The sequence below is a fragment of the Pseudoalteromonas sp. J2K-J599 genome (assembly GCF_059295115.2).
The window spans coordinates 56,664-81,355 of sequence record NZ_CM200271.1 but is presented as its reverse complement, the minus strand read 5'-3'; the positions used below and the strand labels follow the sequence as shown (position 1 = coordinate 81,355).

Sequence of the window (24,692 nt, the reverse complement as noted above, 5' to 3'; positions counted from 1 at the left end):
AATATTAAGGTATCCTTATGAGCCATTCTACAAGCCGTGAGAGTAAATATCATGCAACCAGTTAAAAAAGCTATTTTAAAAGGCTTTTTAGATATGCTACCACTGTGTTTAGCCGTTGTTCCTTGGGGTATTTTATGCGGCTCTTTAGCGATTCAAAATGGTTTTAGCGCCTTTGAAACCCAAGCAATGTCGTTATTAGTATTTGCAGGCTCTGCACAGCTTGTTGCGATTGAACTTATGGCGGGCAACACACCATTGCTCACAATTTTATTCACAACATTTATTATTAGCTCTCGGCACTTTTTATACGGTTTAGCTGTGCGTCATAAGGTCATTGATCAACCTATGCGTTGGCGCTTACCGGTGAGCTTTGTTTTAACCGACGAGCTGTTTGCGTTTTCTCATCATCGAAAAGCATATAGAACAAAAACACGCTTAATATACGCATTGAGCGCTGGTTTTAGCTTTTATATTGCATGGAATATTTGGACGTTAATTGGCATTGTAGCGGGCACAATGCTGCCCGACTTAACTAATTTAGGGCTCGACTTTGCCATTGCTGCCACGTTTATCGCGTTGGTTATTCCGGGAATCAAAAATTTGGCCTCACTCGTTACGGTAATTGTAGCAGGCGTTAGCGCAACGCTTTTAAAAAGTACCGGATTTGAGTTATGGCTTGTTTGCTCAGCGCTGCTGGCAATGGCCGCAGGTTATAGCACAGCAAGGCTAACCGCTAAAAAGGAAGCAACGCTATGATGACAACTATTTTACTCATGGCGTGCATTACATTTTTTACGCGTTATTTATTTTTACACCGCGCTTTACCGTTTAAAGTAGGTCCTAAAATGCAGCAATTTTTAAGCTTTAGTGCACCTGCGGTGCTTACAGCAATTTGGGTGCCTATCGTGTTTTTGAATGAAGATGGCATTAACTTAGACTGGCAAAACCCTTATTTAAGCGCAGCGATAGTCGCCATCATTGTTGCCTATAAAACACATAATATTTATTACACTACGCTTGCCGGTATGGGGCTATTTCTGATTTTAAATTAGAGCGCTCTTTATACTTTATGAAATACTGTACTCAGGTTAAAATACCGATAACAATAATAAAAAAGACGCCAATATGCACAAATTCCATCAATTAAGCGCAACAAGCTTGCAGGGTCAACCTATTAACTTTAGTGATTTTGAAGGTAAGGTTGCGCTTATTGTTAATACCGCAAGTAAATGTGGATTTACCTACCAATACGAGTCGCTTCAAGCTTTGCATAATAAATATGCCAGCCAAGGTTTAGTTATTTTAGGGTTTCCGTGTAATCAATTTGGTCAGCAAGAACCCGGCGACGCTACACAGATAGAGCAAGGGTGTTTAATTAATTTTGGTGTGAGTTTTTTAATGGCGGCCAAAGTAGATGTAAACGGTAAGCATGCTCACCCAGTCTTTCGTTATTTAAAATCGGCTTTACCTGGTTTTTTAACACGTAAAATAAAGTGGAATTTTACTAAATTTTTAATTGCCGCAGATGGCACGCCAATTAAACGTTATGCACCTTTTACTAAACCCGAAAAGCTAGAACTTACAATTCAAAAAGCTTTAGCACAGGCTAAAAGTACGCTTTAAAAAGTAATAAAGAGGCGCAAGGCCTCTTTATTGCCAATACTATTGAAACTTAAACATACGCATAACTGCACATTTAAACTCTCAATATTAATTGGTATTTTATTTATACTAGTGAAATTTAATCGGTGTAATCGCTTAAATCGTCTTCGCCTAGATTTTTACGCAAGCGTTTTTGCTCAAGGTAGTCTTCCAACTTCTTTTTAACCTTTTGCTTGTTCTTATCGTGTTGATTACGGCCGAGCATTTCGTACTCGTCTTCAACAAAATCGTCATCTAGCGCATCGTAACTAAATGTCTTACCCACAACCCACTCCATAAAGTGTTTGAGACCAACCAAGGATTTTATTATCGCAATAGTCGGTAAAATTAAAATGTTTAACGTCAAAATGCTGTGCAAATTAACATCAAAATAAAGCCACGTGACTACTGTAAATAGTCTTCATGTCAGTAATGTGAATAAATAGCGCTAAATTTGAATTGAGGAAAGTGAGAGTTTTTTATCGTATCGATAAATAAAATTTATTAATTTTTATTAGTTAGCCAATTTGACTAAAAAATAGTTATTTATTAATTGATTTCATTTACTAAAAAACAAACAAAAACAGTTAACCATATGTTTTATATTAAAAAATAAAACTGGCATCAAACTTGTTATTAATTAATCGTCATCAACAAAAAGTAGAGAACAAACATGAAAAAATTACTATTAGTTAGCGCATTAATTTGTCCACCAGCCGCTATGGCTCATAACGATAACGATTCTGCAATTTCATTTAGTAATGATGAATGTAACGTCGAATTTAAAAATGATGTGCGCATTAAGCCAAACGAATTGGAAATTTTTACCGCCAACAATAAAACCATGCAGTTTAATAGCCATGGTGACTTAACCGTAAATGGCGAACTTGTAGCGCTGAATAATTCGCAGCGCGACGCGCTAACCAAGTACTCTGATAGCTTACGCACTCAATTACCTGAAGTAGCTAATATAGCGCTTGAGGGTGTTAAAATTGCAGGAGTAGCATTAGAAGAAGTAGGCAATGCATTTAATATTGACGGTCTTGATAATATGTCTGAGCTTATGGATGACATTAAAATCGAAGTAGAAAACACATTTTACCAGCAAGGTACATTTGTGATGGGCCAACAAAGTTTTAATCAATTTGGCGAAAACTTTGAACAACAATTTGAGCAGCAGATAGAAACAGCGGTTGAATCAGCAGTGATGCAATCAATGGGCAGTATTTTAGTAGCTTTAGGTTCTGAGTTACTTGGTTCAGGCGGTGATATGGATGCTTTTGAACAACGTATGGAAAATATGGGTGCACAAATAGAAGAAAAAGTAGAGCTACATGCAAGCGCACTTGAAGAACGTGCTAACTCTTTATGTGGAAACTTTGCTGATATTGCAAAACAAGAAGAGCAATTAGTAATGCAAGTGCCTGAGCTTAAAGGTTACCAGTTATTTAGCTTTAAGCAAAATTAGTACAGCAAACGTTATTTAACATCCCTTTGGCAGCACTTAAGTTTACTTAAATGCTGCTTTTTTGTATTTCGTTGACTTATACCAACCTGCATAAATCTTTGATCAATTTAACGAATTAAATTGCACTATAACTTCGTTAAAAATTTTTTATTTAGAACAACTAGATACAAAAACTTTTGCCTAGTTCTAGCGTAATTTTCTTAACGTTAAATAGACCCCATATATAAGCAGATTGGTATTACTTTTTAGCTAATAAAGTGAGCTTCCCCAATGTAACTATTGCTTGCTCAATTTGCGCGCTCCATTGCACACCATAACTTAACCTTACACAGCTTTTATATTTATTAGAGGCCGAAAAAATAAGCCCTGGGGTTATGCTAATACCCACTTCAAGTGCAAGTAAAAACAATGTTTGGCTATCGTATTCGCCTCCTAAATCAAGCCACATTACGCAACCTCCTTTTGGATCGCTTATACGTGTATTTTTTGGCATAGCTTGTTGTAAGCACCATCGCATACGCTCTTTGTTATCGCGCAGGCGTTGCCTAAGTACTTTTAAATTTCGGTCGTACTCGCCGCTGGCAATAAACTCAGATAACGTCCATTGGTTTATTAACGAAGCAGAGCAACTTAGTGCTCTTTTATATCGCCTTGCTTGCGTTGCAAATTTACCGGCAATGACCCAACCTACACGATAGCTCGGCGCTGCCGTTTTAGAAAAAGATGAGCAACTAATCACTAATCCTTTTTTAGAGTACGCTAAAGCAGGTGTGCCTCGTTTTGCCGTAAAATATAAATCACCGTATACGTCATCTTCAATAAGCACTACGTCATGACTTTCAAGTAGCTCCACCAGCTGCTGCCTGTTTTCATCTGGCATAAAGCTGCCTACAGGGTTGCTAATTGCAGTCGAGAATAAACACGCTTTTATGTCATGCTCATTCAAAGCGCGTTCCAAATCACTTAACCAAATGCCGTTATCTGGACACAGTGGTATTTCGAGCGCTTTAAGCCCTAGGCTTTCTATTAGCTCTATAATCCCGTGATAACAAGGTGTCTCAATGGCAACTATATCACCTGGCTTTGTCACACATTTAAGCGCAATAGCCATGGCCTCTTGCGCACCATTGGTGATAACAAGCTCGTCCATATCAATGCCAATACCAAAATCTAAATAGCGATGCACTAATTGCTTTTTCAGCGGTACAAACCCATCTGTTGGGCCATAGTTTATGGCTTTACTGCCCGCAATTGTCATTACGCGGCGCATGTTTCTGGCGAGTGCTTTATCGGTAGGTGCTGCGGCAATTGGGTTAGCGATACCAAAAGGGACTACGTTCGCTTGATGAATCGCGCTGTACACCTGCTCTATTAAGGCTTGTTTATTTACCACAACAGGTTCGCGACTTAACTTAACTCGCTTAGGTAAGTTATGCGCGGCGTTAACAGCTTTTAAAAAGTAGCCTGATTTTTCGCGCGCCTCTACTAGCCCTTGATCCTCAAGTGCTTGATACGCTTGTTTTACAGTGGGGATACTTATGCTTAAGTTATCTGCCATTTTACGCAGTGATGGAAGTTTTTCGCCGGGGAGTAAAACTTGTTGAGCACTCATATCCCTAATTAACTGAATAACTTGTTGATATAAAAAATCGTGCCCTTGGCTATTTTTTTGTCTTATCATCACACATCCAATCTGTATAGGTTACATTTTTACTTTTCTGTATATGGTAAGTATACAGATAGGTCTTAAAATAGCCATTCAATCGGGCTTTGAGGACTAACCATGAAAAGTGCAGCGTTATACATTACAACCGTTTTAATTTGGGGTTCTACTTGGTTAGCCATAGAATTTCAATTAGGTGATATTGCGGTAGAGCTATCGTTATTTTATCGCTTTGCTATTGCAGCGCTTTTAATGTGGTTATATGTAGCGTACAAAAAACCGGATATGCGCTTTTCATTAATCGATCATGGCTTTTTTGCTTTATTAGCTCTGTTTAACTTTGGTTTAAATTACTTAATGCTTTACTGGGCACAAAATTACCTAACCTCAGCCATGAGCTCCATTGCCTTTTCGATGCTGCTGGTTATGAACATAGTTAACACTCGACTATTTTTTGGCAAGCCTATCTCAAAACGAATTTATACCGGTGCCGCACTCGCTGTATTAGGTATTGCGTGTCTGTTTTGGCCACAGTTACAGCAGTTCGACTTAAGTAACGGTGCATTGGTCGGGTTACTACTTGCCCTTGGCGGTACCTTTGTGGCTTCATTAGGTAATATGGTAAGCGTTCGTAATTCTCGTAAGCAAATTGGCGTATTGCAGGGCAATGCATGGGGCATGTTATATAGTGCTATAGGCTTAGCTTTATATGTATTAATGAACGATGTGCAATTTAGTGTAAACGCGCCACCGAGTTACTGGTTATCATTACTTTATTTATCAATATTTGGCACCGTAATCGCTTTTGGTTGTTACTTTGCACTACTAAAAAATATAGGCCCCGAAAAAGCCAGCTACGTTATTGTTTTATTTCCATTAGTGGCAGTAACACTGAGTAGCTTTTTTGAAGGCTTTGAATGGCACGCAAATACCTTTGCAGGGTTTAGCTTAGTGCTATTAGGTAACGCCATTGTGCTTACCCCAACAAAACGAATCAACGCCTTTTTAGCTAACAGAGCAATAGCTAAAAATGGCTCCGTCCCCAGTTAGACGCGTTATTAACGCAACTAACGCAAAAGCGCCTACTTTACTGTAGGCGCTTTTTTTATTGGCATATGAAAAAGTAAGGCCTGTCCATGCACACTAACAACTGCAGGAGTTTTACCTATCAGCTCACCATCTGCTTCAATCAATAGCCCTTCAGTATTTATAGAAGCTGTATTTAAGCGACTATAGGTAAGGTTTTTTATATACTCATGACGCTTAAAAAATAACTTAATAAAGCTTATTACATTATAAAAAAGCCCACCCGATCGCATTTGATAACACTCAAGCTGACCATCAGTTAAATCTGCTTTTGGCGCTATTTCTAGCCCGCCACCAAAGTACTTATGATTAGCAAATACAGTAATCAAATTTTGATACTGCCGAGCATCGTTATTAAACGTACCTTGCAACTGCTGAGCTTGATAATAAAATAGCTCTTTAATACTCGTCCAACTGTAATCAAAAGATGAAAAATTAGCTTTCTCGTTAATTGTTTTAATAACATGAGCATCAAATCCGACCCCTGCAATATTAATAAAATAGCGGCTATTAATTTTTCCTATATCAATGGCTGTCGGTGTATTAAATAATGCCTTTCGCCAATCATCTTCTTTGCAATTAAACCCTCTGGAGAAATCGTTACCTGTACCGCAAGGTAATAATGCTAACGAACAGCTGCTCCCTATTAGCGCATTAACCGCCAAGTTCAATGTACCATCGCCACCTAGTGCAACTACTTTGGGAAATTTACTCAGTAACAACCTTATTTGGGCACAGTCATCGTCAAAGCTTCCCGTAGTAGTAAATATACAATAAGAAAAGCCGCGTTTTTTACAGATTTTTTTAAGCCATGCCAATGATTTTTGGCCCTGTTTTTTGATACTTGGTTTAATAATTATTAGTAGTGACAAGCTTTTGTTTCCAGTAATGTATTTTAGAGTGAGATAACAAACGTTTAATTAAATTTTTTTAATCTGAATAAATAATCAAAAAACACTATATAAAATGCATAAAAATAAATTAAAAAACCAAAAACCCCAACATCAAAGGGGTTAAAACCAACCGTCATATAAATAGCTATGCAAAAAAAGTAATACAACTTACTGAATTGCACATTAATAAAATCAATTCAGATTAGTTTAACTAATCCCTCAGGCTCAATTTTTATCGTTGTATTTTTAATCAAACAACGTGCAAAATGCACGCGATTTCAACAGATACAACCGGAGCAAAATAATGAAACCAATTAATACATTAAATCAAACAGCAGCAGCGCAAGTAGCCGTTAAACCAACTAACCGTAAAGCAAGAATGTTAGCTAAACTTAACACGATTGGTAAAAGACTAGCACTTAGCGGTGCAGCTCAATATAAATAATCACCCAACCATGATTATTTTTCGGTGCAGCGAACACTCAACCACTAAATGAAGTCACTTATTTAGCTCCCATTGTTTGCTGCAACCTATTTATTTTATTAAAAATTGCCTTAATTTCCCCTTATTTACAAAAAAAACCTCATTTACGTATATTTTTTAGGCAAACAGTCATTTTGCTATTTACACAGCGGTATCACCTAAGTATTATTCTGCGTCACGGAGAGATGGCAGAGTGGTCGAATGCACCGGTCTTGAAAACCGGCATGGGTTTATAGCCCATCTAGGGTTCAAATCCCTATCTCTCCACCATATTTTAATTGGTGGCTTTTTTTATTCCATCAATACAACCGGTTATGCGTTGGAGAGGTGTCCGAGTGGCCGAAGGAGCTCCCCTGCTAAGGGAGTATAGAGTTTGTAGCTCTATCGAGGGTTCGAATCCCTCCCTCTCCACCATACTTAATTTAAACCACTTAATTGTGGTTTTTTTGTGCCTAAAATTTAACACCGATACTAAATTGGGAGGGTGAGAACCCTCGACATGGTTCGACAAAATGTCTGGAATATTTTAGGCCGCTGCAAGCGTCGCGTAGCGATTGATTACATGGATGTAAGCAAGTCTATCCCTCCCTCTGGACCATACTTAATTTAAACCACTTAATTGTGGTTTTTTTGTGCCTAAAATTTATAAAAACTAAACAAATTGTGCCTAGTAATAACTTAGGGCATTATTAACACAACTTTAGCCACTTATAGGTTTAGCTATGATCCGGTTCATATTGCTATCATTTTGCGCGGCAGCACCATTTTTTACCTTGGCACAAAGTACAACAGTGTATAAGTGTGTAATTAAGGGCGTTCCTACTTTTAGCCAAACGCCTTGCGCTAAAGATGCACAAGTTATTACTCTAAAAGATATAAATGTAATTGAAGCATATAAAAGCTCTACGCCCGGTAAAGGTATTACCGATACCTCTGTTGATGACTACTTAGAGGTTCAGCAGATAGAGCGTGAAATAAAGCGCCTTGAGCTATCTATTGAACAAAGCCAAAAAGAATACGCAGCTAAAAAACAACAAATAGATTATATGACCCAAGATAAGGCCAATCGTTTAGGCGCTTCGTCTATTGCTGATGCTATCGCAACTAAAACAAATTCATTAAAACAAGCCTACGACGCATCAATTAGTCAAACGCAGCAAAAAATAGAGTCATTAAAGCAAAGAAAGCAGCAGCTTAGCCAAAACCCTTAAGCGCTCGTTTTACTATAGAAATAAATTGCGCAACGTCTTCTTGAGTATTATAAATATGTGGCGATACTCGTATTCCAAATTTGCGAGCATCTACACTAACTTTCGCTTTATTAAGCTCTGTAAGTACATGGTCTTGTTGCTTGTTAAAAAACAAAATAGCAGTCCCGCTGCATTTATCACCAATCATAGGTGATGCAACATATTCGCTTAGTTGCTCATGAATAAGCGTAAGCATCGCTAAGTTATGCACCCTTACCTTGTGAGCTGTTAGCTCTGCAAAGTAGGCAATACTATTTGCGGCAATAATATAAGGCGCTACAGAAGGGGTGCCCCCCCAAAACTTAAGCGCACTGGCGTTATATTCAAAGTGGTTAATATCGAACTCAAATGGATTTTGATGCGAAAACCAACCCACATCTTTAGGCTCACAATACTCTATTTGATTTTTGTTAACCCATAAATAAGCTGCACCTGGGCCACCACATAACCATTTAACGCTCGAGCCAATCATAAAGTCCGCATCGAGCACGCTTAAATCAAGCGGTATAACCCCCGCTGATTGAGCAACATCAACTATTGATAAACTATTAGTTAATTTACTTATAGCTACAATATCGTATACAGGCGCCTGTACACCTGTATTTGAATACACATGGCTTATAAAAACTAAATCGATATCACAAGTTATATAACGCTGCCAAACACTAATATCAGTTAGGTTTTCGTGCTCTGGTATAAACATAATTTGTGCGCACTCTGGTAATGCTTTTTGCATTGCAAAACCCATGCTCGGAAAATCACTTTGTGCCATTAGCACTTTACAATTTTTTTGCTGTAACCGTGGGTGCGACATAAGCAACTTTGTTAAGCCACTTGATAAATTAACCTGAGGACAAAACTGCGAACTAGGCGCATTAAATAACTTACCAAGCGCGGTAGTAAATTGCTCAACTGCGGGCAACCATTGTTGCCAAGGTTCTTTATTTGAGCTCTCCCACGGTAAAAAGTAGTGCTGAGCTAAATATTGCTGCGTATTTTTAAGAGGACGCCCTACCGAGTGGTTTAGTAAATAACAGCCATCAGCCATACAAAAATCATTTTTAAGCATGCTATTTAACCCATTCTTTAAGTGTATTTAGATCGTCAAAACGTGTTTTTATATCGTCGCGTTTGGCACTGGCCCGCCTATCTCTTAATTTTTCGAGCGAATCAAGTAACACATGAAGCGGCGGACCACTTGCTGTTACCTTGCTCATATGCTGCTGTTGCATATTTTTTGAAGGCTGAGCAATAAACTTTTCAACCAGTTGATTATGATGACCGACTGCGGTGTCGCCATGTAATTTACACACTTGAATAAATAACGTTGCGTGGCTTTTAAACCAATCTGTATTTTTATATTGCTCTGCTTGTAAAAAGTCATCCATAAAGCTTTGCATACGCATGGCTTCTCGCAGGATTTGTTGATCCTCTGGCATCATATATAAAAACTTATCCACCAGCATTTGCGAGTAACTAGGCTCGTTTGCACTACACAGCCCTAACAGCATATCAATCACGTTAATACCTGCAAAGTCACCAGCATTTGCACCTCTGTAAACCTCTTTACCTACACGGTACGGTTTATAATAAGGGCGAACGCAGTTAAAAAAGCGATCTGCATCGAGCTCAGAATAAAGTGCATTATTTGACTCAATTACATCTATAAGCGCTTGTTTTGCTACTTTTAATAACTCACCACACAGGGGGTGTGAGATACCTAACGGCAATATTTTTAATAAAGCATCACTTGCACGTTTATAGGCCAAAATACCTTGGGTGTTGTAATCAAGAAATAGCTTTTCATCAGGTAAATTGGTAAATCGTTTATAAATACCGTTAAGTGCTTTGTTATGAGTAGTTAAGTGGGCGGTAGCAAAACGAGGGGTTACGCCAATGGATGCGCCTATATGCATAGCAAGCGCTGAGGCTTCAATTAGCGGTGAAGTGGTTTCTCTGCTTGGCTCAGTAATTTCATGGCGCCTACACGCTGCCATAAATAATCCTACGTTACCGAGTAAGTCAAAAGCGCTATCAAAGCCTTGATCTGTGTTTCCCTCGGCTAATAAATTACTAATTAATGCGTTGCCTTCTTTTTCTAATTGTTGCTTTAAGGCCTCACCTATTCCTTCTACATTTGCTTTATCGGTTTGCTGCCAATAAAGCTGCTCTAATTCACTATTTAAAGTGACAAACTCTGTTCGTATCCAGTGATCGAAAATAGCGGTATGTGTGTTCATTGGTGTGCTCTATTATTTTTATAGTTAAATGCTAACAGAGTTCAATTAGGGTAAAACGCCAAAAAAATTAGTAAAAACTGCAATACTTAGCAATAATCACTACAAATATAAAAATAATTAATAAAAGCCGACAACTATGTTAGATAAAAAAGACCAGCAATTACTCATTGCACTGCAAAGCCAAGCTCGTATGTCGGTTTCAGATTTAGCTGGCAGTATTAACCTATCGGATACACCTTGTTTAAGGCGTATAAAAAAGTTAGAGCAAGAAAACATTATTACCGGCTACCACGCCGCCATAAATCCCAAAGCACTTAATCTTAATGTATTGGTATATGCGTTTGTACGATTAAGCCAAAACTCGGTTAGTGCTGCAGAGCAATTTGAGCAACATGTAGAAAAATTACCACATGTATTAGAGTGTTGTGTAATATCAGGAAGCTATGATTATTTATTAAAAATCATTGCACATGATCTTGAGAGCTACGAAACGTTTGTGAAACATCAACTAGGTGGCTTAAGCTGTATCGCAAATATAGAATCAACAGTTGTGCTTAAACAATCATTTAGCAAAAAACAGTTACCTTTATAAAAATAACCAAAATAACTTACTGTTAGCTATACTGATATTTCAAAACGACAATAATAATTGCTTGGACCTTATGTGAAAAATTTTAACTCTAAAAATCATTCCATTATTTTTTACATCATGTTTGCTTTAGCATATTTTTTAGTCGGCATAGCACTCACTAAACTTGCTTTTAACTCGCAAATAATTCCAATTTGGTTACCTGCCGGCATAGCACTAGTCGGTTGTTATATTTGGTGGTGGCGCTTTATCCCGCCTTTATTTGTAGCTGCAATTGCCTTTAACCTTAATATTTTTGACAGTTCTGTTCATGAGCTAGTCCTGGTCGGCAACTCATTCAACGAGGCTATGTATATCGCCTTTGGTGTTGTTATACAGGCAATGGTCGGCGCAGCTCTTTTAAAGTATTGGCTTGGGCACCCGCTGCGCTTTAAAAAGCGCAAGAATATAATTTACTTTATCCTTGTCATAGCAATATTGGTCAGCTTAATTTCGGCTAACTTTGGCGTATTTGCCTTAAGCCAATTCAACTCGGTTTACAGTGTTGATAATCATTGGAAGAATGTTACTTACTGGTGGCTTGGTGATACATTAGGAGTATTAATTGCGACTCCGCTTTTACTTTCTTTATTACCACAAAAGTCTAATCAACATAATATATCGGCGTTTCCGACAATTGCAGTATGCTCTATTTTATTTTTATCAGTCGCGGTAACAACGCAGTTATACGATCAAGAAAATCGTATAAACACTATTAAAATTGCTGAACGTGAAGTCCACGTTATAGAAAACAGCCTTTATAGATATACAAATCTTAGTATTATTGCAGTGCAGAGCCTAGCAAGTCAGGTACAGTCATCTCCCATGCTAAGCCAGCAAGATTTTTATTCTTATGCTAGCCAGTTACTAACTCAGCACGCATTTATTAACGCCTTATCGTGGAACGCAAAAATACCTCAAGATCAACGCGACGTCTTTGCCCAAGAAATATCAAACATTTATCATTTAGATATTGATGTAGTTGGCGAACCTCTTGAAACTAGTGATCCCCTTGTTATAGTAAAATACATAGCTCCTTTTAATGGTAATCAAAAAGCTATTGGCTTTAATGTATTTTCAAACCCTGATCGAAAAAGCTCTCTGCTTAACCCCGCTATAAAGTACATGCCAGTCGGAACTAAAATAATTCAGTTGGTGCAAACCAAACAACCTAAACCAGCCTATTTATTATTTGCCCCTGTGTACTCCCAGCATAGTGATGAAAAAACAATTAAAGGCTATGCCACTGGTGTATTTTTAGTGCGTAGTATTATTGAGCAGGCAATTTCTAAAGAACAGTCTGATATGTTTTCGATTGGTATATACGAAGATACAAACACTCCGCCGTTTTATAGTAATTACTCTCAAAATGTTCAGCAAGCTAAAGGCAGCCGCTTAATGTCGTTTGATGTGGACTTTGCAGGGCAAAAATGGATTGTAAAACTAGCCCTTAAAGAAAGCTTTTTAACACAACATAATAGTCAACTAACTTTATTATTACTCATACTTCAAGTTGCCGTATGTTCTTTAATTTTAATGGTTTTACTGCTGTTTAATCAGCAACAAATCGCACTTACACGTCAAGTTGCAGAGCGTACTCACTCACTCGCACAAGCAAAGAAGCAGTCCGATTTAGCTAATCAGGCTAAAAGCCAATTTTTAGCGAATATGAGCCACGAAATACGAACACCATTAAACGCCGTTATTGGTTTTTCTTCACTTGCTAGAGAAACAGACAATGCAAGTACACTCATTGGCTATTTAGATAAAATAAACTCAGCATCTAAAAGCTTATTAAACTTAATTAATGACATTCTTGATATATCAAAAATAGAATCCCAAAAGTTAGTTATTGAATCTATTGCATTCGACTTAGGTGCTTTAATAACACGTATAAACAACATGTTTGAGCAAAGCGCAGTTAACAAAGGTATTAAATGGCAAGTTAATTCAAAGCTACCTGTTGATACCTGGTTTATTGGTGATCCTATGCGAATTGAGCAAATATTACTTAATTTATGTAGCAACGCGATTAAATTTACAAGCCAAGGCAGCGTTACTTTAAACATAGAAACAGAGTTTACTGCCGCCAATAAAGTACAGCTTGTTATAAACGTTAGTGATACCGGAATAGGTATAAAACCAAGCCAACATAAAAAATTATTTAACGCATTTACCCAAGCGGATAGTTCTACTTCAAGGCAGTTTGGTGGTACAGGCCTTGGCTTAACAATAGCAAAAGAGCTAAGCCAATTAATGGGGGCTGATATAACACTTAAAAGTGAAATAAATAAAGGCTCTACTTTTACATTTTCAATGCGATTAGAAACAACAGAACCTAAAAAAGAACATGTTATTACATTTGATAATACTAATATTACTTCGCTAGATATTTTGGTCGCAGAGGATAACCCGGTAAATCAAATGGTTATTAAAGCGATGCTTGGCTCGTTAGGGATTGTGCCGTATATGGTAGAAAACGGTGAGTTGGCGGTCGATATAGTGAAAAAGCAGCATTTTGACTTAGTGCTTATGGATTGCCAAATGCCTGTAATGGATGGCTATAGAGCAACGGCACTGATCCGCCAGTTTAAAACTGAACAAGAGCTCCCGATTATTGCTTTAACTGCCGACGTTATGCCAGAGGATAAAGCACATGCACAAGCCGTTGGATTTAACCAGCACCTTGCAAAACCGCTTGAACTCATTAAGCTAACCGAGTGTCTTGTCCAATATGCAGAAGTTAATGAACAATAGTGGTTTAATTTTAAGAGTATTTTTAAGAGTAGCTTTTGGTTTTGTTTTAAGTGTTTTTTCTCATATTGCTGTCGCTCAAAACTGTATATCGCAGGCGAGCGACTTTAAATTTATAACAAAAAGTAAGCAACAAGGCTTATTACGCTTTGAAAATGAGCACAACCACCAGCGCTTTAATTACCACGCCATTTTACCATTTAACGATTACTTAGATTTTGCATATAAACATATAAATAAAGCCAATCCACGTGCAAATATGCCATGCCCTGTTATTACACAAACGTACCAGCAATTAGTAACGCAAGGTACGCGAAAACCTGACCCTACTATTGCAGATATTATTGCTCCTTTTGAGCTCACGCATCCAAACAGTAATAAAGTTGCACTACTAATCCACGGACTAACTGATTCACCCTTTACGTATCACGATTTAGCACAAGTGTATTATCAGCAAGGCTATACCGTGCGTACTATATTGTTACCAGGGCATGGAAGCGCCGCAAGTGCTTTACTCAATGTAGACGTTAGCCAATGGCAACAAGCAATAAAATACGGTATTGAACGCTCGGTACAAGACTTTGATGAGGTGATACTCGCAGGTTACTCTACCGGTGCAGCGTTACTTCTTGATTACGCAACCAAACACACTGTATCCCCTAAAATTAAAGCGCTTATGCTTTATTCGCCAGGCTCTGAGCCACATAATAAGTACGGCTGGATAGCAAAGTGGATTGATGCCATACCCTTTGTTAATTGGATTGATAAAGACGCCGATGTAGACTTTGCTAAATATGAGTCATTTCCTTTAAATGCAGCTGCCGCTTCGTACGATGCAATGTCACTTGCAAGCGTAAGTAGCTTAAACAAACGCCCTGCACTTAAATTACCTATTTTTAGTGTACTTAGCGATATTGATACCACGATAGATACGCGTGCCACGCTAAAATTATTAAGTGCATTACACAAAGATAATTCAGTAAAATATAAGCTGCTCGATACTTTAGTACTTTATGGAAGCACTGATATTTTACCGCCAGACTTTGCTAGTGACTACACAGTAAATAACCCGCAGTGCACATCGCCTCAGTGTAAAAAAATTCATGGTATGTCGCATATTGCTATTGTTAACTCACCGCAAAATCCACATTATGGAATTAACGCAACCTATCGTAATTGTGGCAGCTTTATTAACGACGAGTCCCTGTACAAGACATGTAAAACAACAAAAAATCCACAACTAGGAGAGCGAACAAGCGCCAACTTAAAACACTATCCGGCTTTACAACGCTTAACTTATAATCCTCATTTTACCGAGCTTAAAAAGCAAATTAGTACGTTTATTAAAAACGTAGAACAGCTTAGAACAACTACAAGGTAAGTAGTCATGGGAACGTTTTCGCACCAATGGTTTAGCAGTATTAATGAGATTGATCAGGCGCAGTGGCAACGTTTATTTGGTGATGAACCATTTACTCAACATGCTTTTTTATATGCCCTTGAACAAAGCCAATGCGTAACACAAAAAAGCGGTTGGCAGCCCCATCACCTCGCTATTTTTGAAGATGATACGCTCATTGCGCTTGCACCTGGGTATTTAAAAAGTCATTCATACGGCGAGTACGTATTTGACTGGGCATGGGCTGAGGCATACGAAAAACACGGTTTAGAATATTATCCCAAATGGCTATCTGGCATTCCCTTTAGCCCTATTGAAGGCAGGCGTATTGCTATCGAGCACGCTAACCCTAATGCGGTGTATCAGTACATTACAGAGCAACTTAGCATACACAGTGCTGAGCAAAGGTGGTCGGGGTGGCATGTTAATTTTTGCGACCAAGCCCAAGCAACATCATTAACTGAGCAACATGCCATGCTAAGAGTAGGTGTGCAATTTCAGTGGTTTAATAAAGGTTTTGAAACCTTTGACGATTTTTTGCAAATACTTAACTCACGAAAACGTAAGTCACTTAAAAAAGAGCGAGCTAAAATAGCGCAACAAAATATTGATATTGAATGGCTGCAAGGAACGCAAATTACGCCCGAGATAATGCAATTGTTTTGTGAGTTTTATCAGCGTACCTACTTAAAGCGATCTGGTCATTTGGGCTATTTAAATATGGAGTTTTTTGCGCTTTTACATGCATTAATGGCTAATAATCTCGTTATTATGCTGGCCAAAAAAGACGACAACGTGATTGCTGCAACACTTAGTTTAGTAGGTGAGAATACACTTTATGGGCGTTACTGGGGAGCAAGTGAGGAAGTAGATTCGCTTCACTTTGAGTTGTGCTATTACCAAGGTATTGAGTTTGCAATAAAGCATAAACTCAGCTGCTTTCATTCGGGAGCACAAGGTGAGCACAAAATAGCACGCGGATTTGAACCCGTACTTACCTACTCTGCTCACCATATTGTTGATGGCGACTTTAGTAATGCAATAAGCGACTACTTAAAGCGTGAACGCGGCCATATTGATATATATAAAGAGCGATGTAGCTCATTACTGCCGTTTAAAAACGAGTAACTGATTATTTGCAGGCATGGCAGTATCGCTAATAAGCGTAAGCCCTGCTTGCTTAGCTAGTTGTTCAACTGCTTCAAAATCTCTTATTCCACTTAACGGATCGCGCTCTGTTAAAAAGGCACTAAAGTCATCATTACTTGGGCTGGTAAATTCACCTTGGTATTTGAATGGCCCATAAATACACAACATACCGTCGCTATTTAAGTGACGTTTAACACCGTCAAAAAAACGTTCAACTAATTGCCAACTTACAATATGAAATGTGTTTGCAGTATAAATAGCGTCAACCTTATCTACAGGCCATTCATTATTTAAATCAAGCTCAAGTGGTGCATGTAAATTAGTTAAATTAGCTTCGCGGTGCCATAAATTAATCCCTTCGTGGTTTATAGCGCGATCACTTGTATGCCATTGTAAATGCGGTAATTGCTCTGCAAAAAACACACTATGCTGGCCTGTTCCTGATCCGACTTCGAGGACTGTTTTAGTATTTTTTAATACGCCCTTTAATTGCTCTAAAATAGGGGTTTTATTGTTTTCACAGGCTTGTGAAAATGGCTTTGTCATTACTGTGCACCAAAATTGTAGATTAATGCACAACAGTAAAGCAAATTTAGCTTATTTTGTCGTGATGAAAAAAAGCTAATTTTTAAATACTATAACTATCATATGGTTGAGCTGGCTCATTATGGTTGGTACGTAATATGCTTTTATATTGTTAACCCACTAAAGGGTTTAACTTATATTAAATTTCAAAGGATAAAATTATGCATATACCCCCTTATACCGCTGTAGACGCGGCCATTGCTATAACCGAAAAAACCACCGACGATCATAGTTACGCCGTTGATATGAGAGCTACAGTAATCGACTTACTTTCGCACCCTAAACATAATCAACAGGCGATGACCAAACATGAAACAGATCAGATATTTATTCTTGGCTACAATTAATACTCAAATTAGTATCGCAAATAATTTTTATAATAACTGTTTACACTGAAACCGATTAAATGTAATGATAACTATTATCGTTAACTTGAGTCGGTTTTTTTATGTCTTCAAATTATGCCCAGCATCGTTACCATCAAGAACTCTCTTGTCATTGCTTAAGACCTGGCCTGCATGCACCCATGCTCGTTGCCGACTACATAGAAACCGCCCTTAACGTCGCCAAAAAATTTGAGCAACAACATAATCCCTTGCTTCAAGAGTTTTATCTTAGGCGCACACACCATGAAATTATGAACAAAATGTGCGACCCTCTTATACATAATGCTATTCGTAAACAATGTTTAGAGCAGCTATACAAACCATTATTAGCATTAAAACGGTTTTATAAGGTGCATAACAATACTGCACAATTTTTAATACTTGAGCGTGAAGCTCGTATTCTTAGTCACGAATTCAACCCTTTTTAAGGAGCACACTTATGAGCAACTTTAGAACAGAATCAGACAGCATGGGCGAGCTACAAGTACCTACTAATGCGCTCTATCAAGCGCAAACACAACGAGCAGTTAATAACTTTGCCATTAGTGGCTTATCTATGCCAAAGCAATTTATCACTGCACTGGCTTATATAAAACAAGCCGCTGCACAAAGTAACTGCGAGCTTGGCCATTTAAGTAAAGACAAAGCAAATGCTATTGAGCAAGCTTGTCAAAGTATTATTGATGGCGAGCATGTTGAGCATTTCCCCGTTGATATTTTTCAAACAGGTTCGGGCACAAGCTCAAATATGAATGCCAACGAAGTTATTGCAACGCTTGCTAGCCGATTAGGCAGTGAAAGCATTCACCCTAATGATGATGTAAACATGGGGCAAAGTTCTAACGATGTAGTCCCTACTGCTATCGCACTCAGTAGCGCAATAAATGTAGTGTATGAATTACTTCCTTCGCTTGAAAACTTATCACAAAGCCTAGAAAAGAAAAAAGCTGAAGTAGGCCATATAGTTAAAACGGGCCGTACGCATTTAATGGATGCAATGCCTGTAACGTTTGATCAAACACTAAGTGCATGGCAGTCACAAGTTAATCATGCCGCAGCAGGAATTAGACATAGCTTAGAGCGTGTATGCGAACTGGCACAAGGCGGTACAGCTGTTGGAACAGGAATAAATGCAGACCCTAAGTTTGCAGCCAAATTTGCAGAAAACCTGAGTGCCAATGTAGGCATTAGATTTACGCCTAGTAGTAACTTTTTTTATAACATCGGCTCACAAGACGCCATAGTAGCGCTTTCGGGGCAATTAAAAGTACTCGCTGTAGCACAAATGAAAATAGCGAACGACCTACGCTGGATGAACTCAGGGCCACTTGCGGGCTTAGGCGAAATAGAGCTAGAAGCACTTCAACCGGGCTCGTCTATTATGCCTGGCAAGGTAAATCCGGTAATACCAGAAGCCGCAGCCATGGTAAGCGCACAAGTAATCGGTAACGACGCGACCATTACAGTAGCAGGGCAAGCGGGTAATTTTGAGCTAAACGTTATGCTGCCAGTCATTGCGTATAATATTTTGCAAAGCATAGAATTACTTGCCAATAGCGCACAAGCATTGGGCGATAAAGCCATCGCCAGCTTTAAAGTAAATCAGCCTAATATAGATAAAGCACTCGCTAAAAATCCAATTTTAGTGACTGCGCTCAATCCGGTGATCGGTTATGAAAAAGCAGCAAAAATAGCAAAGCAGGCTTATAATGAAGCCCGCCCTATTATTGATGTAGCCGAACAAGAAACCGATTTACCACGCAGTGAACTCGAAAAGCTACTTAATCCCACCAAACTAACGCAGGGTGGACTTTAATAAACGATATTTTTCACGGCTTTAATTACTTGATAATATAGTTTTTATTGCCGTAAAAAATGCACCGTGTATGATAGTGATGAATATTTCATCACTATCAAGGTTTGTTATGCGTACCCCATTGTTAGCCATACTTTTACCACTTTGTTTAACTGCATGCTTAGATAAAACGCCAACTGAAACGCAGCAAGTAACAATAACCTCAGAAACTGAAGCGCCAAAGCAAGAGCTGCAAAAGCTAAAAGAAAACACTCAATTACAAGAAAATACAAAAAATAATGTAATTGCTGAAAGCGTTTCAATAAACGATTTAAAAAACGTTTCAATAGACGATATAAAAACAGCTAAAGCCGAATTAAATACGTTAATTACAGATACGCAATGTGATACCAGCACTCAATGCAGAATAAGTGCAGTAGGCAGTCGCGCATGTGGTGGGCCAAGCAGCTTTATTGTGTACTCAACAAAATCAGCGTCTGAAAAACAAGTAGCAGCCCTTAGCGATAAAATTACTAAGCTTGAAAGTAACTATAATTCACAAAAAGGGATGATGAGCATTTGTCAGCATTTAACAACGCCAAGCACGCAGTGTGTTGAAAATAAATGTGTTAAACTTGAAGGTTCAGCGGTAAGTGCATTTTAAGGATAACGTTATGAGTTGTTTACCATCGGCAATTAAACTATCAATTTTAAGCATTGCTAGCAGCATTTTATTACTAAGTGGTTGTGCTAGTACTGTGACGTCAAATGAGCAAAGTAAAAACTTGTCTGACTTAAACTATGATCTTAGTAACATGGTGAGTAATAACAGCTGCACCGCAAGTTTTCAGTGCAAAGTACTTGAAGTGGGCGCCCGCGCATGCGGCGGACCGAGTAAGTATGCTGTTTATTCAACGCTGAACACATCTCAAGAAGAAGCAGAACAGCTTGCTCAACAAATAACAAAACAAGAAAAAATACAAAATAAAGCACAAGGCTTAACCGATTGTTCACCAGTACTTGAAGTGCAGTCGCTGTGTATTAATCACCAATGCCAGTCGTTTGATATAAAATAAAAATGGTCGCGTATAATTTAATCTCAGCGTTAACCTAAATACGGAATTAACGCTGAAATTACAACAACCAGCACTACGCAAATACCCGCTTTTATAATGTACTTCATGGGCATTGTTTTAAGCACCCAATATGCATAAATAAAGCGTACAAAATAACTCGCCGCAGTACCAAACAACGCAAAAATAAGTAGATAAGCAATTAGAGTAATATTCATAATAATCTAGTGCAACTACTTAGTTTTTTTAGTGTGAGCAATTAGTAAGTCAGCTACTTGTTGTTTTACGGCTCGCTTATCATCACTTGGGACATCAAAGCGACTGGCTAGTTGCGCAATCTCGTCATCATTTAAATTAAACGATAAACGTTGACGCGTTTTTTTAGATTTTACATCTAAGCCAAGTATTTTACGGATCATATCTGACGGCGTTAACTCTTGGTCAATAGCTTGCTTTTTTATCAGCTTTTGAACTTCACTGCTTAGATCAAATGCCATTTGTGTGGCACGTACAGCTTGTTCCTGACGCAACCACTTGTCTTTAGCATCACTCACTTAGCATCTCCGGGAAACAAGTCTACAATGTCTGACATTGGGCGCGTCAGTGTTAGCGATACTTCGGTTTCGCCGCCATCCCAAATTTCGATATTTAAACCAAAGCCTTCATTATCTGATGCTAAACAAATCATTTCGCATGGCTCACCACCTTCTTGCTCATAGCGAGGTAATGCTTGGTTGCGGTAGTCTTTATTATGGAAATAACACACATAAGGCGACTCGCTTTGTTGATAGCTTTTAGCTAAAAACTGCATAAAGCGCTCTGGTGTATTTTGCACTGTAATGTGGGTTAACGACTCTTCATCAAAAATACGCGCAAACTCATCAAGGCCAAATATCTCTTCAACTTCGTTTCGCTGAATTTTAATAGAAAAGTTAGCCCACTCTTCGCCGTCATCTTGCTCAATTTGTAAAAATACAACTTGGCCGCTATTTGTCTCAAGTACAAACTCAGTATCGCTGCTGTGCTGATATTGGTAAGTCTGAATATCAGTAACACGTAGCGTTTCACCTTTTAACCATGCCGGATAAGCAAATGAGTCGATAACACTAAACATGTCGCCTTTTTTAAGCTCGCTCGGATGATTAAGCTGACGCTCTGGCTCTTTTTTAGATTTGAAAAAATTAAACATAGGAAGGCTGCCTTCTAAGCAAAAAAGGTAACTGAGCAAAACTCGGTTACCTTTTTAAAGTATAAACGTAATGGTTAGCTATTTTGCTTCGCTTTGATGCGAGCTAAAATATCAGCGCTTTTTGGACTTGTGTCGCCAATGCCTGCTTCAGCCATTTTTGCTTTTAAGTCATCGCCATTTACGTCTGACTCAAGTTGCTTTGCAGCACCTAGCTGGTCGCTACGATCTTGTTGACGCTGTTTAATGCGTTCAAGCGATTGACGAGCCGATGTCATAGACGAGCTGTTTGTATTAAGCGTGCTGTTAACAGCCATTGTTGCTTGCTGTACGCTTTCAGTGGTTTTAACCATTGTAAGCTGGCGCTGATTCTCTTTAATCGATTTTTCAGCATCTTTAACTTGCTGCTTAAGCGCAACAATATGGTTACTAAAACCAGATAATACTTGCTCGTTTTCGGCTTTTTCAGCTTCAAAGTCACCAATTTTTTCTGCAATTTCTAATGCCAGCGCTTCGTTGCCCTTTTCAAGAGCTTGGCCTGCATACGCTTCGTGTTCAGCGATTGATGCATCTACAGCGCTAATTTTACGCTTAGTTTGCATTTCTTTGGCCATTACTTCAGTAAGGCTTTTTTTAGCACGGTGAAGTGCATTTTGCGCGTCTGCAATTTCTTGCTCAAAAATACGGATGCCATTTTTGTCTACAATTGCTTCGCCTGCTTCACGAGCGCCGCCACGTACTGCTGTAAATAATTTTTTTAAAATACTCATAATCTTAACTCCACTAACTGGCTATTAATCGTTTAAATACAAGGTCACGGCTTCTAGTGCATCGATAGCGTTATCGGCTAATGTCACTAGTTCGTGGGTAACGTCATCTAATGATGAATTTACCGACAGTGCACCAAAAATCGCGTATTTGTTATCGATTTTAGCAAATGCACTCAGTGGAATTGGCACGTTTAAACGTAGTAATGTTTCGTTTAACTCGTTGCGTAATTCACTCTTAACTTCATCTTCGTCAAACAAGTAGCTAATACATAACAACTGCTCTTGCGTTTGTGTAACAAAAATTGGAAGTTCATCATTTCCATCAACAATGACTTGTAAAACATCTTGCTCGCCAGGGTTGGCAATCAAGAAAGACTCAAAGTTAGCGCCTTCAGTTTCAAAAGAAGCTAATTTTATTGAAAGTTCATTTAATTCCATGTCTCTGCCTTTTGTCGTTTGACATATTATGTCTGAGTTAAGATTCTCATGGCTGACATATTATGTCAACCATGTTTTGTTAGTTTTTATACAATTCGCTTTCTATTTGCCATGCAGTTCGGTAGTAATCATACAACTGACCAGATCCTAACCTATTGACCTCAATACTTTTAACTTGTTCAAAGTAGTGGTTAGGAAATACAAAGCTTGCCAATAAATATTCTTTACTAATCCACCTTGATGGCACAGGCATAGCCGTCGCATCATTAATACGGCCACTGGCCGACTGACCCATTTTAGTGGCTATAGTCCAGCCCCACTGCCCAAACGAAGGTATGTTTTGCTGATACTGCTCAACATACTCAAACCCTGCGGCTTTAACTGTTTTAGCAATGCTTAAAAACGCTTTTTTAGCGTGGTAAGGTGAAGTTGATTGAACCGCCATTGCGCCATCGGGTGCTAATAACTGACGTACGTGATTATAAAAGTAGTCACTGTACATTTTATTTAGATCAGGGTGATTTGGGTCCGGTAAATCAATTAAGATAGTGTCGAACTGCTTAGATTGATCAAGCAGCTTTTCAACTTCTAAAAATGCATCACCCACAATTATGTTGGCTCGCGAGTCTTGCATCGATTTATTGTTTAGCTGTAGTAATCGCTTATTGATGTGCTCTGGGGGCGTAAAGTCACCGTCTTTATGACCAAATAAATTGAGAAGCTGCGCGTCTAAATCTATTAGCGTTACTTCACTCACAGGCCATTTTAAAACATCTCTAAGCGCTAACCCGTCACCACCACCAATTATTAATACACGGTCGTGTCTGTTAGAGGCAAGCATTGCAGGGTAAACCAGCATTGAATGATATATTTGCTCATCAATACTTGAGAACTGTAAACGCCCATTTAAATATAAATCGGTGATTGGCTGAGGTTGGTTTTTGCTTAATCTTTCGGTTAAAACTACGTGTTGGTATTTAGTTGCTTGCGAATAAATTACTTTATCTTTGTATAAAACATTACTTAGACTGTTCATCCAGCTACTGCCAAATACTAAAATAAAGCCAAACAATGCCAGCAGTACTATATGGCAAACTAAAAGTGCCTTAGCAAAGCGCACATGGGCATGGTAACGCCATAAAAAAGCGAGCCCTGCGATGATATTAAATAACGCCGTCCACGCCGCAGCTTGCATTATAGGCATTGAGAGCATGATACTTACCCAAATGGCGGCACCAATACCAGCACCAATATAATCGGCACCATAAATAGTCCCTGCGTTGTTTTCTAAAAAACGACCATAAACGTGCTGACGAATGCGCGCTATAAGCGGTATTTCCATACCAATAAATAAGCCCAGTATTAAACCAAAAACATAAGGTAGAAAACGTGACCACTCTTGTAGCTTTTGAAATACGTAACCATTAAGTACAACATCTGGGGGTAAATTAAAAATGCTCGAAAATAAATGAGGAAGAGAATAACTTACAGCTATTACACCCGCTATCGCTAAAATGCAGCCCATGCCAACCAAAGCAATAATGCTTTCTAGCCAAGCAAAAGCGGTAAATGCATCTTTAAACCAACGCGCTAAAAAAGCGCCTAAGCCCATTGCTACAATCATAGTACCGATCATGGCGTAAATAGCACTTTCTACTGAGCCAAGTACACGCCCCGCATAATGAGACAGTAAGTATTCATAAATAAGGCCGCACCCAGCAAGCACGGCCATAACAGTAATTAGTAATATATCGTGCCCAAGTAAGCGAGACTTACTTGGGGGAGTGTTGGTTGATGACACTGA

At 38.6% G+C, this 24,692-nt stretch carries 28 protein-coding genes and 2 tRNA genes; 18 read left to right on the top strand and 12 right to left on the bottom strand.

Going from position 1 to position 24,692, the window contains the following annotated elements:
• Positions 1-51 precede the first annotated feature (51 nt).
• The 3 genes from AC5NT5_RS00410 (at position 52) to AC5NT5_RS00400 (ending at position 1,623) form a co-directional block, all read left to right on the top strand.
• Complete coding sequence (locus tag AC5NT5_RS00410) at positions 52-756, top strand: AzlC family ABC transporter permease (protein ID WP_004335013.1); 705 nt, start codon at positions 52-54, stop codon at positions 754-756.
• Positions 753-1,052: a branched-chain amino acid transport AzlD family protein gene (locus tag AC5NT5_RS00405; RefSeq protein WP_024597147.1), complete on the top strand. Its 300-nt coding sequence runs from the start codon at positions 753-755 to the stop codon at positions 1,050-1,052. Before AC5NT5_RS00410 ends, AC5NT5_RS00405 begins: the two co-directional genes overlap by 4 nt.
• A 73-nt stretch (positions 1,053-1,125) precedes the next feature.
• The gene (locus tag AC5NT5_RS00400) at positions 1,126-1,623 is read left to right on the top strand and encodes a glutathione peroxidase (RefSeq protein WP_182672468.1); all 498 of its coding nucleotides are present in this window, start codon (positions 1,126-1,128) and stop codon (positions 1,621-1,623) included.
• Between the two features lie 118 nt (positions 1,624-1,741).
• Here the strand turns inward: AC5NT5_RS00400 and AC5NT5_RS00395 are convergent, their stop codons facing one another.
• Positions 1,742-1,927, bottom strand: a complete 186-nt coding sequence (locus AC5NT5_RS00395; protein ID WP_007579801.1) for a PA3496 family putative envelope integrity protein — start codon at positions 1,925-1,927, stop codon at positions 1,742-1,744.
• Between the two features lie 387 nt (positions 1,928-2,314).
• Between AC5NT5_RS00395 and AC5NT5_RS00390 the strand changes: the two genes are divergently transcribed.
• Positions 2,315-3,109, top strand: coding sequence for a YggN family protein (locus AC5NT5_RS00390; protein ID WP_494514173.1), 795 nt, complete (start codon positions 2,315-2,317; stop codon positions 3,107-3,109).
• Between the two features lie 238 nt (positions 3,110-3,347).
• Here AC5NT5_RS00390 and AC5NT5_RS00385 read toward each other — a convergent pair whose 3' ends face one another.
• Positions 3,348-4,790, bottom strand: coding sequence for an aminotransferase-like domain-containing protein (locus tag AC5NT5_RS00385; protein WP_494514174.1), 1,443 nt, complete (start codon positions 4,788-4,790; stop codon positions 3,348-3,350).
• A gap of 102 nt (positions 4,791-4,892) precedes the next feature.
• On the opposite strand from AC5NT5_RS00385, the gene AC5NT5_RS00380 reads away from it, so the two are divergent.
• The gene (locus AC5NT5_RS00380; RefSeq protein WP_494514175.1) at positions 4,893-5,822 is read left to right on the top strand and encodes a DMT family transporter; all 930 of its coding nucleotides are present in this window, start codon (positions 4,893-4,895) and stop codon (positions 5,820-5,822) included.
• A gap of 32 nt (positions 5,823-5,854) precedes the next feature.
• Here AC5NT5_RS00380 and AC5NT5_RS00375 read toward each other — a convergent pair whose 3' ends face one another.
• Positions 5,855-6,730 carry a diacylglycerol/lipid kinase family protein gene (locus tag AC5NT5_RS00375; protein WP_188162159.1) on the bottom strand — a complete coding sequence of 292 codons (876 nt, stop codon included), beginning with the start codon at positions 6,728-6,730 and terminating at the stop codon, positions 5,855-5,857.
• Between the two features lie 325 nt (positions 6,731-7,055).
• Between AC5NT5_RS00375 and AC5NT5_RS00370 the strand changes: the two genes are divergently transcribed.
• The 4 genes from AC5NT5_RS00370 (at position 7,056) to AC5NT5_RS00355 (ending at position 8,446) form a co-directional block, all read left to right on the top strand.
• On the top strand, positions 7,056-7,196 hold the full coding sequence (locus tag AC5NT5_RS00370; protein WP_004335040.1) for a hypothetical protein: 141 nt from the start codon (positions 7,056-7,058) through the stop codon (positions 7,194-7,196).
• Between the two features lie 218 nt (positions 7,197-7,414).
• Positions 7,415-7,505 (top strand) — tRNA-Ser (locus tag AC5NT5_RS00365).
• 51 nt (positions 7,506-7,556) lie between these two features.
• Positions 7,557-7,649: transfer RNA gene (locus tag AC5NT5_RS00360), tRNA-Ser, on the top strand.
• A 308-nt stretch (positions 7,650-7,957) separates the two neighbouring features.
• Positions 7,958-8,446, top strand: coding sequence for an RNA-binding protein (locus AC5NT5_RS00355; protein ID WP_024597153.1), 489 nt, complete (start codon positions 7,958-7,960; stop codon positions 8,444-8,446).
• Here the strand turns inward: AC5NT5_RS00355 and AC5NT5_RS00350 are convergent.
• A complete protein-coding gene (locus tag AC5NT5_RS00350; RefSeq protein WP_494514176.1) occupies positions 8,430-9,554 on the bottom strand; it encodes an aminotransferase class V-fold PLP-dependent enzyme in 1,125 nt (374 codons plus the stop codon). The genes AC5NT5_RS00355 and AC5NT5_RS00350 overlap by 17 nt on opposite strands.
• Before the next feature lies 1 nt (position 9,555).
• Positions 9,556-10,725, bottom strand: coding sequence for a PrnB family protein (locus AC5NT5_RS00345; protein ID WP_182672480.1), 1,170 nt, complete (start codon positions 10,723-10,725; stop codon positions 9,556-9,558).
• A gap of 136 nt (positions 10,726-10,861) precedes the next feature.
• Here AC5NT5_RS00345 and AC5NT5_RS00340 point away from each other — a divergent pair, with 136 nt between their 5' ends.
• The 4 genes from AC5NT5_RS00340 (at position 10,862) to AC5NT5_RS00325 (ending at position 16,634) form a co-directional block, all read left to right on the top strand.
• The gene (locus AC5NT5_RS00340; protein WP_024604725.1) at positions 10,862-11,317 is read left to right on the top strand and encodes an Lrp/AsnC family transcriptional regulator; all 456 of its coding nucleotides are present in this window, start codon (positions 10,862-10,864) and stop codon (positions 11,315-11,317) included.
• 72 nt (positions 11,318-11,389) lie between these two features.
• Positions 11,390-14,110: an ATP-binding protein gene (locus AC5NT5_RS00335; protein ID WP_494514177.1), complete on the top strand. Its 2,721-nt coding sequence runs from the start codon at positions 11,390-11,392 to the stop codon at positions 14,108-14,110.
• The gene (locus tag AC5NT5_RS00330; RefSeq protein ID WP_494514178.1) at positions 14,100-15,488 is read left to right on the top strand and encodes an alpha/beta hydrolase; all 1,389 of its coding nucleotides are present in this window, start codon (positions 14,100-14,102) and stop codon (positions 15,486-15,488) included. Before AC5NT5_RS00335 ends, AC5NT5_RS00330 begins: the two co-directional genes overlap by 11 nt.
• Positions 15,489-15,494: 6 nt before the next feature.
• The gene (locus tag AC5NT5_RS00325; protein WP_494514179.1) at positions 15,495-16,634 is read left to right on the top strand and encodes a GNAT family N-acetyltransferase; all 1,140 of its coding nucleotides are present in this window, start codon (positions 15,495-15,497) and stop codon (positions 16,632-16,634) included.
• Here the strand turns inward: AC5NT5_RS00325 and AC5NT5_RS00320 are convergent.
• Positions 16,611-17,201, bottom strand: a complete 591-nt coding sequence (locus tag AC5NT5_RS00320) for a DUF938 domain-containing protein (protein ID WP_182682757.1) — start codon at positions 17,199-17,201, stop codon at positions 16,611-16,613. The two genes, AC5NT5_RS00325 and AC5NT5_RS00320, sit on opposite strands and share 24 nt — an antisense overlap.
• A 200-nt stretch (positions 17,202-17,401) precedes the next feature.
• On the opposite strand from AC5NT5_RS00320, the gene AC5NT5_RS00315 reads away from it, so the two are divergent.
• From AC5NT5_RS00315 to AC5NT5_RS00295, 5 genes are all read left to right on the top strand, one after another.
• On the top strand, positions 17,402-17,587 hold the full coding sequence (locus AC5NT5_RS00315; RefSeq protein ID WP_010554833.1) for a hypothetical protein: 186 nt from the start codon (positions 17,402-17,404) through the stop codon (positions 17,585-17,587).
• 101 nt (positions 17,588-17,688) lie between these two features.
• A complete protein-coding gene (locus AC5NT5_RS00310) occupies positions 17,689-18,054 on the top strand; it encodes a hypothetical protein (RefSeq protein WP_223231703.1) in 366 nt (121 codons plus the stop codon).
• Positions 18,055-18,065: 11 nt separating this feature from the next.
• Complete coding sequence (locus AC5NT5_RS00305; protein WP_494514180.1) at positions 18,066-19,442, top strand: class II fumarate hydratase; 1,377 nt, start codon at positions 18,066-18,068, stop codon at positions 19,440-19,442.
• 109 nt (positions 19,443-19,551) lie between these two features.
• Entirely contained in the window at positions 19,552-20,085 is a 534-nt protein-coding gene (locus AC5NT5_RS00300) for a hypothetical protein (RefSeq protein WP_272451728.1), read from the top strand.
• Between the two features lie 10 nt (positions 20,086-20,095).
• On the top strand, positions 20,096-20,497 hold the full coding sequence (locus AC5NT5_RS00295) for a hypothetical protein (RefSeq protein WP_004335077.1): 402 nt from the start codon (positions 20,096-20,098) through the stop codon (positions 20,495-20,497).
• 29 nt (positions 20,498-20,526) lie between these two features.
• Here AC5NT5_RS00295 and AC5NT5_RS00290 read toward each other — a convergent pair whose 3' ends face one another.
• From AC5NT5_RS00290 to AC5NT5_RS00265, 6 genes are all read right to left on the bottom strand, one after another.
• Complete coding sequence (locus tag AC5NT5_RS00290) at positions 20,527-20,712, bottom strand: hypothetical protein (protein WP_024597424.1); 186 nt, start codon at positions 20,710-20,712, stop codon at positions 20,527-20,529.
• Positions 20,713-20,727: 15 nt separating this feature from the next.
• Complete coding sequence (locus AC5NT5_RS00285) at positions 20,728-21,048, bottom strand: hypothetical protein (RefSeq protein ID WP_024597423.1); 321 nt, start codon at positions 21,046-21,048, stop codon at positions 20,728-20,730.
• Positions 21,045-21,683, bottom strand: coding sequence for a DUF4178 domain-containing protein (locus AC5NT5_RS00280; protein ID WP_494514181.1), 639 nt, complete (start codon positions 21,681-21,683; stop codon positions 21,045-21,047). Before AC5NT5_RS00280 ends, AC5NT5_RS00285 begins: the two co-directional genes overlap by 4 nt.
• Before the next feature lie 74 nt (positions 21,684-21,757).
• A complete protein-coding gene (locus tag AC5NT5_RS00275; protein WP_004335088.1) occupies positions 21,758-22,450 on the bottom strand; it encodes a PspA/IM30 family protein in 693 nt (230 codons plus the stop codon).
• Positions 22,451-22,474: 24 nt separating this feature from the next.
• A complete protein-coding gene (locus AC5NT5_RS00270) occupies positions 22,475-22,888 on the bottom strand; it encodes a YjfI family protein (RefSeq protein ID WP_004335098.1) in 414 nt (137 codons plus the stop codon).
• A 79-nt stretch (positions 22,889-22,967) separates the two neighbouring features.
• A complete protein-coding gene (locus AC5NT5_RS00265; protein ID WP_182682754.1) occupies positions 22,968-24,689 on the bottom strand; it encodes a polyamine aminopropyltransferase in 1,722 nt (573 codons plus the stop codon).
• Positions 24,690-24,692: the final 3 nt, after the last annotated feature.

Excerpts from the sequence above, each read along its gene's own strand:
- AC5NT5_RS00410 (WP_004335013.1), top strand. The coding sequence starts at position 52 with ATGCAACCAGTTAAAAAAGCTATTTTAAAAGGCTTTTTAGATATGCTA.
- AC5NT5_RS00405 (WP_024597147.1), top strand. The coding sequence starts at position 753 with ATGATGACAACTATTTTACTCATGGCGTGCATTACATTTTTTACGCGT.
- AC5NT5_RS00400 (WP_182672468.1), top strand. The coding sequence starts at position 1,126 with ATGCACAAATTCCATCAATTAAGCGCAACAAGCTTGCAGGGTCAACCT.
- AC5NT5_RS00390 (WP_494514173.1), top strand. The coding sequence starts at position 2,315 with ATGAAAAAATTACTATTAGTTAGCGCATTAATTTGTCCACCAGCCGCT.
- AC5NT5_RS00385 (WP_494514174.1), bottom strand. The coding sequence starts at position 4,790 with ATGATAAGACAAAAAAATAGCCAAGGGCACGATTTTTTATATCAACAA.
- AC5NT5_RS00380 (WP_494514175.1), top strand. The coding sequence starts at position 4,893 with ATGAAAAGTGCAGCGTTATACATTACAACCGTTTTAATTTGGGGTTCT.
- AC5NT5_RS00370 (WP_004335040.1), top strand. The coding sequence starts at position 7,056 with ATGAAACCAATTAATACATTAAATCAAACAGCAGCAGCGCAAGTAGCC.
- AC5NT5_RS00355 (WP_024597153.1), top strand. The coding sequence starts at position 7,958 with ATGATCCGGTTCATATTGCTATCATTTTGCGCGGCAGCACCATTTTTT.
- AC5NT5_RS00350 (WP_494514176.1), bottom strand. The coding sequence starts at position 9,554 with ATGCTTAAAAATGATTTTTGTATGGCTGATGGCTGTTATTTACTAAAC.
- AC5NT5_RS00345 (WP_182672480.1), bottom strand. The coding sequence starts at position 10,725 with ATGAACACACATACCGCTATTTTCGATCACTGGATACGAACAGAGTTT.
- AC5NT5_RS00340 (WP_024604725.1), top strand. The coding sequence starts at position 10,862 with ATGTTAGATAAAAAAGACCAGCAATTACTCATTGCACTGCAAAGCCAA.
- AC5NT5_RS00330 (WP_494514178.1), top strand. The coding sequence starts at position 14,100 with ATGAACAATAGTGGTTTAATTTTAAGAGTATTTTTAAGAGTAGCTTTT.
- AC5NT5_RS00325 (WP_494514179.1), top strand. The coding sequence starts at position 15,495 with ATGGGAACGTTTTCGCACCAATGGTTTAGCAGTATTAATGAGATTGAT.
- AC5NT5_RS00320 (WP_182682757.1), bottom strand. The coding sequence starts at position 17,201 with ATGACAAAGCCATTTTCACAAGCCTGTGAAAACAATAAAACCCCTATT.
- AC5NT5_RS00315 (WP_010554833.1), top strand. The coding sequence starts at position 17,402 with ATGCATATACCCCCTTATACCGCTGTAGACGCGGCCATTGCTATAACC.
- AC5NT5_RS00310 (WP_223231703.1), top strand. The coding sequence starts at position 17,689 with ATGTCTTCAAATTATGCCCAGCATCGTTACCATCAAGAACTCTCTTGT.
- AC5NT5_RS00305 (WP_494514180.1), top strand. The coding sequence starts at position 18,066 with ATGAGCAACTTTAGAACAGAATCAGACAGCATGGGCGAGCTACAAGTA.
- AC5NT5_RS00300 (WP_272451728.1), top strand. The coding sequence starts at position 19,552 with ATGCGTACCCCATTGTTAGCCATACTTTTACCACTTTGTTTAACTGCA.
- AC5NT5_RS00295 (WP_004335077.1), top strand. The coding sequence starts at position 20,096 with ATGAGTTGTTTACCATCGGCAATTAAACTATCAATTTTAAGCATTGCT.
- AC5NT5_RS00290 (WP_024597424.1), bottom strand. The coding sequence starts at position 20,712 with ATGAATATTACTCTAATTGCTTATCTACTTATTTTTGCGTTGTTTGGT.
- AC5NT5_RS00280 (WP_494514181.1), bottom strand. The coding sequence starts at position 21,683 with ATGTTTAATTTTTTCAAATCTAAAAAAGAGCCAGAGCGTCAGCTTAAT.
- AC5NT5_RS00275 (WP_004335088.1), bottom strand. The coding sequence starts at position 22,450 with ATGAGTATTTTAAAAAAATTATTTACAGCAGTACGTGGCGGCGCTCGT.
- AC5NT5_RS00270 (WP_004335098.1), bottom strand. The coding sequence starts at position 22,888 with ATGGAATTAAATGAACTTTCAATAAAATTAGCTTCTTTTGAAACTGAA.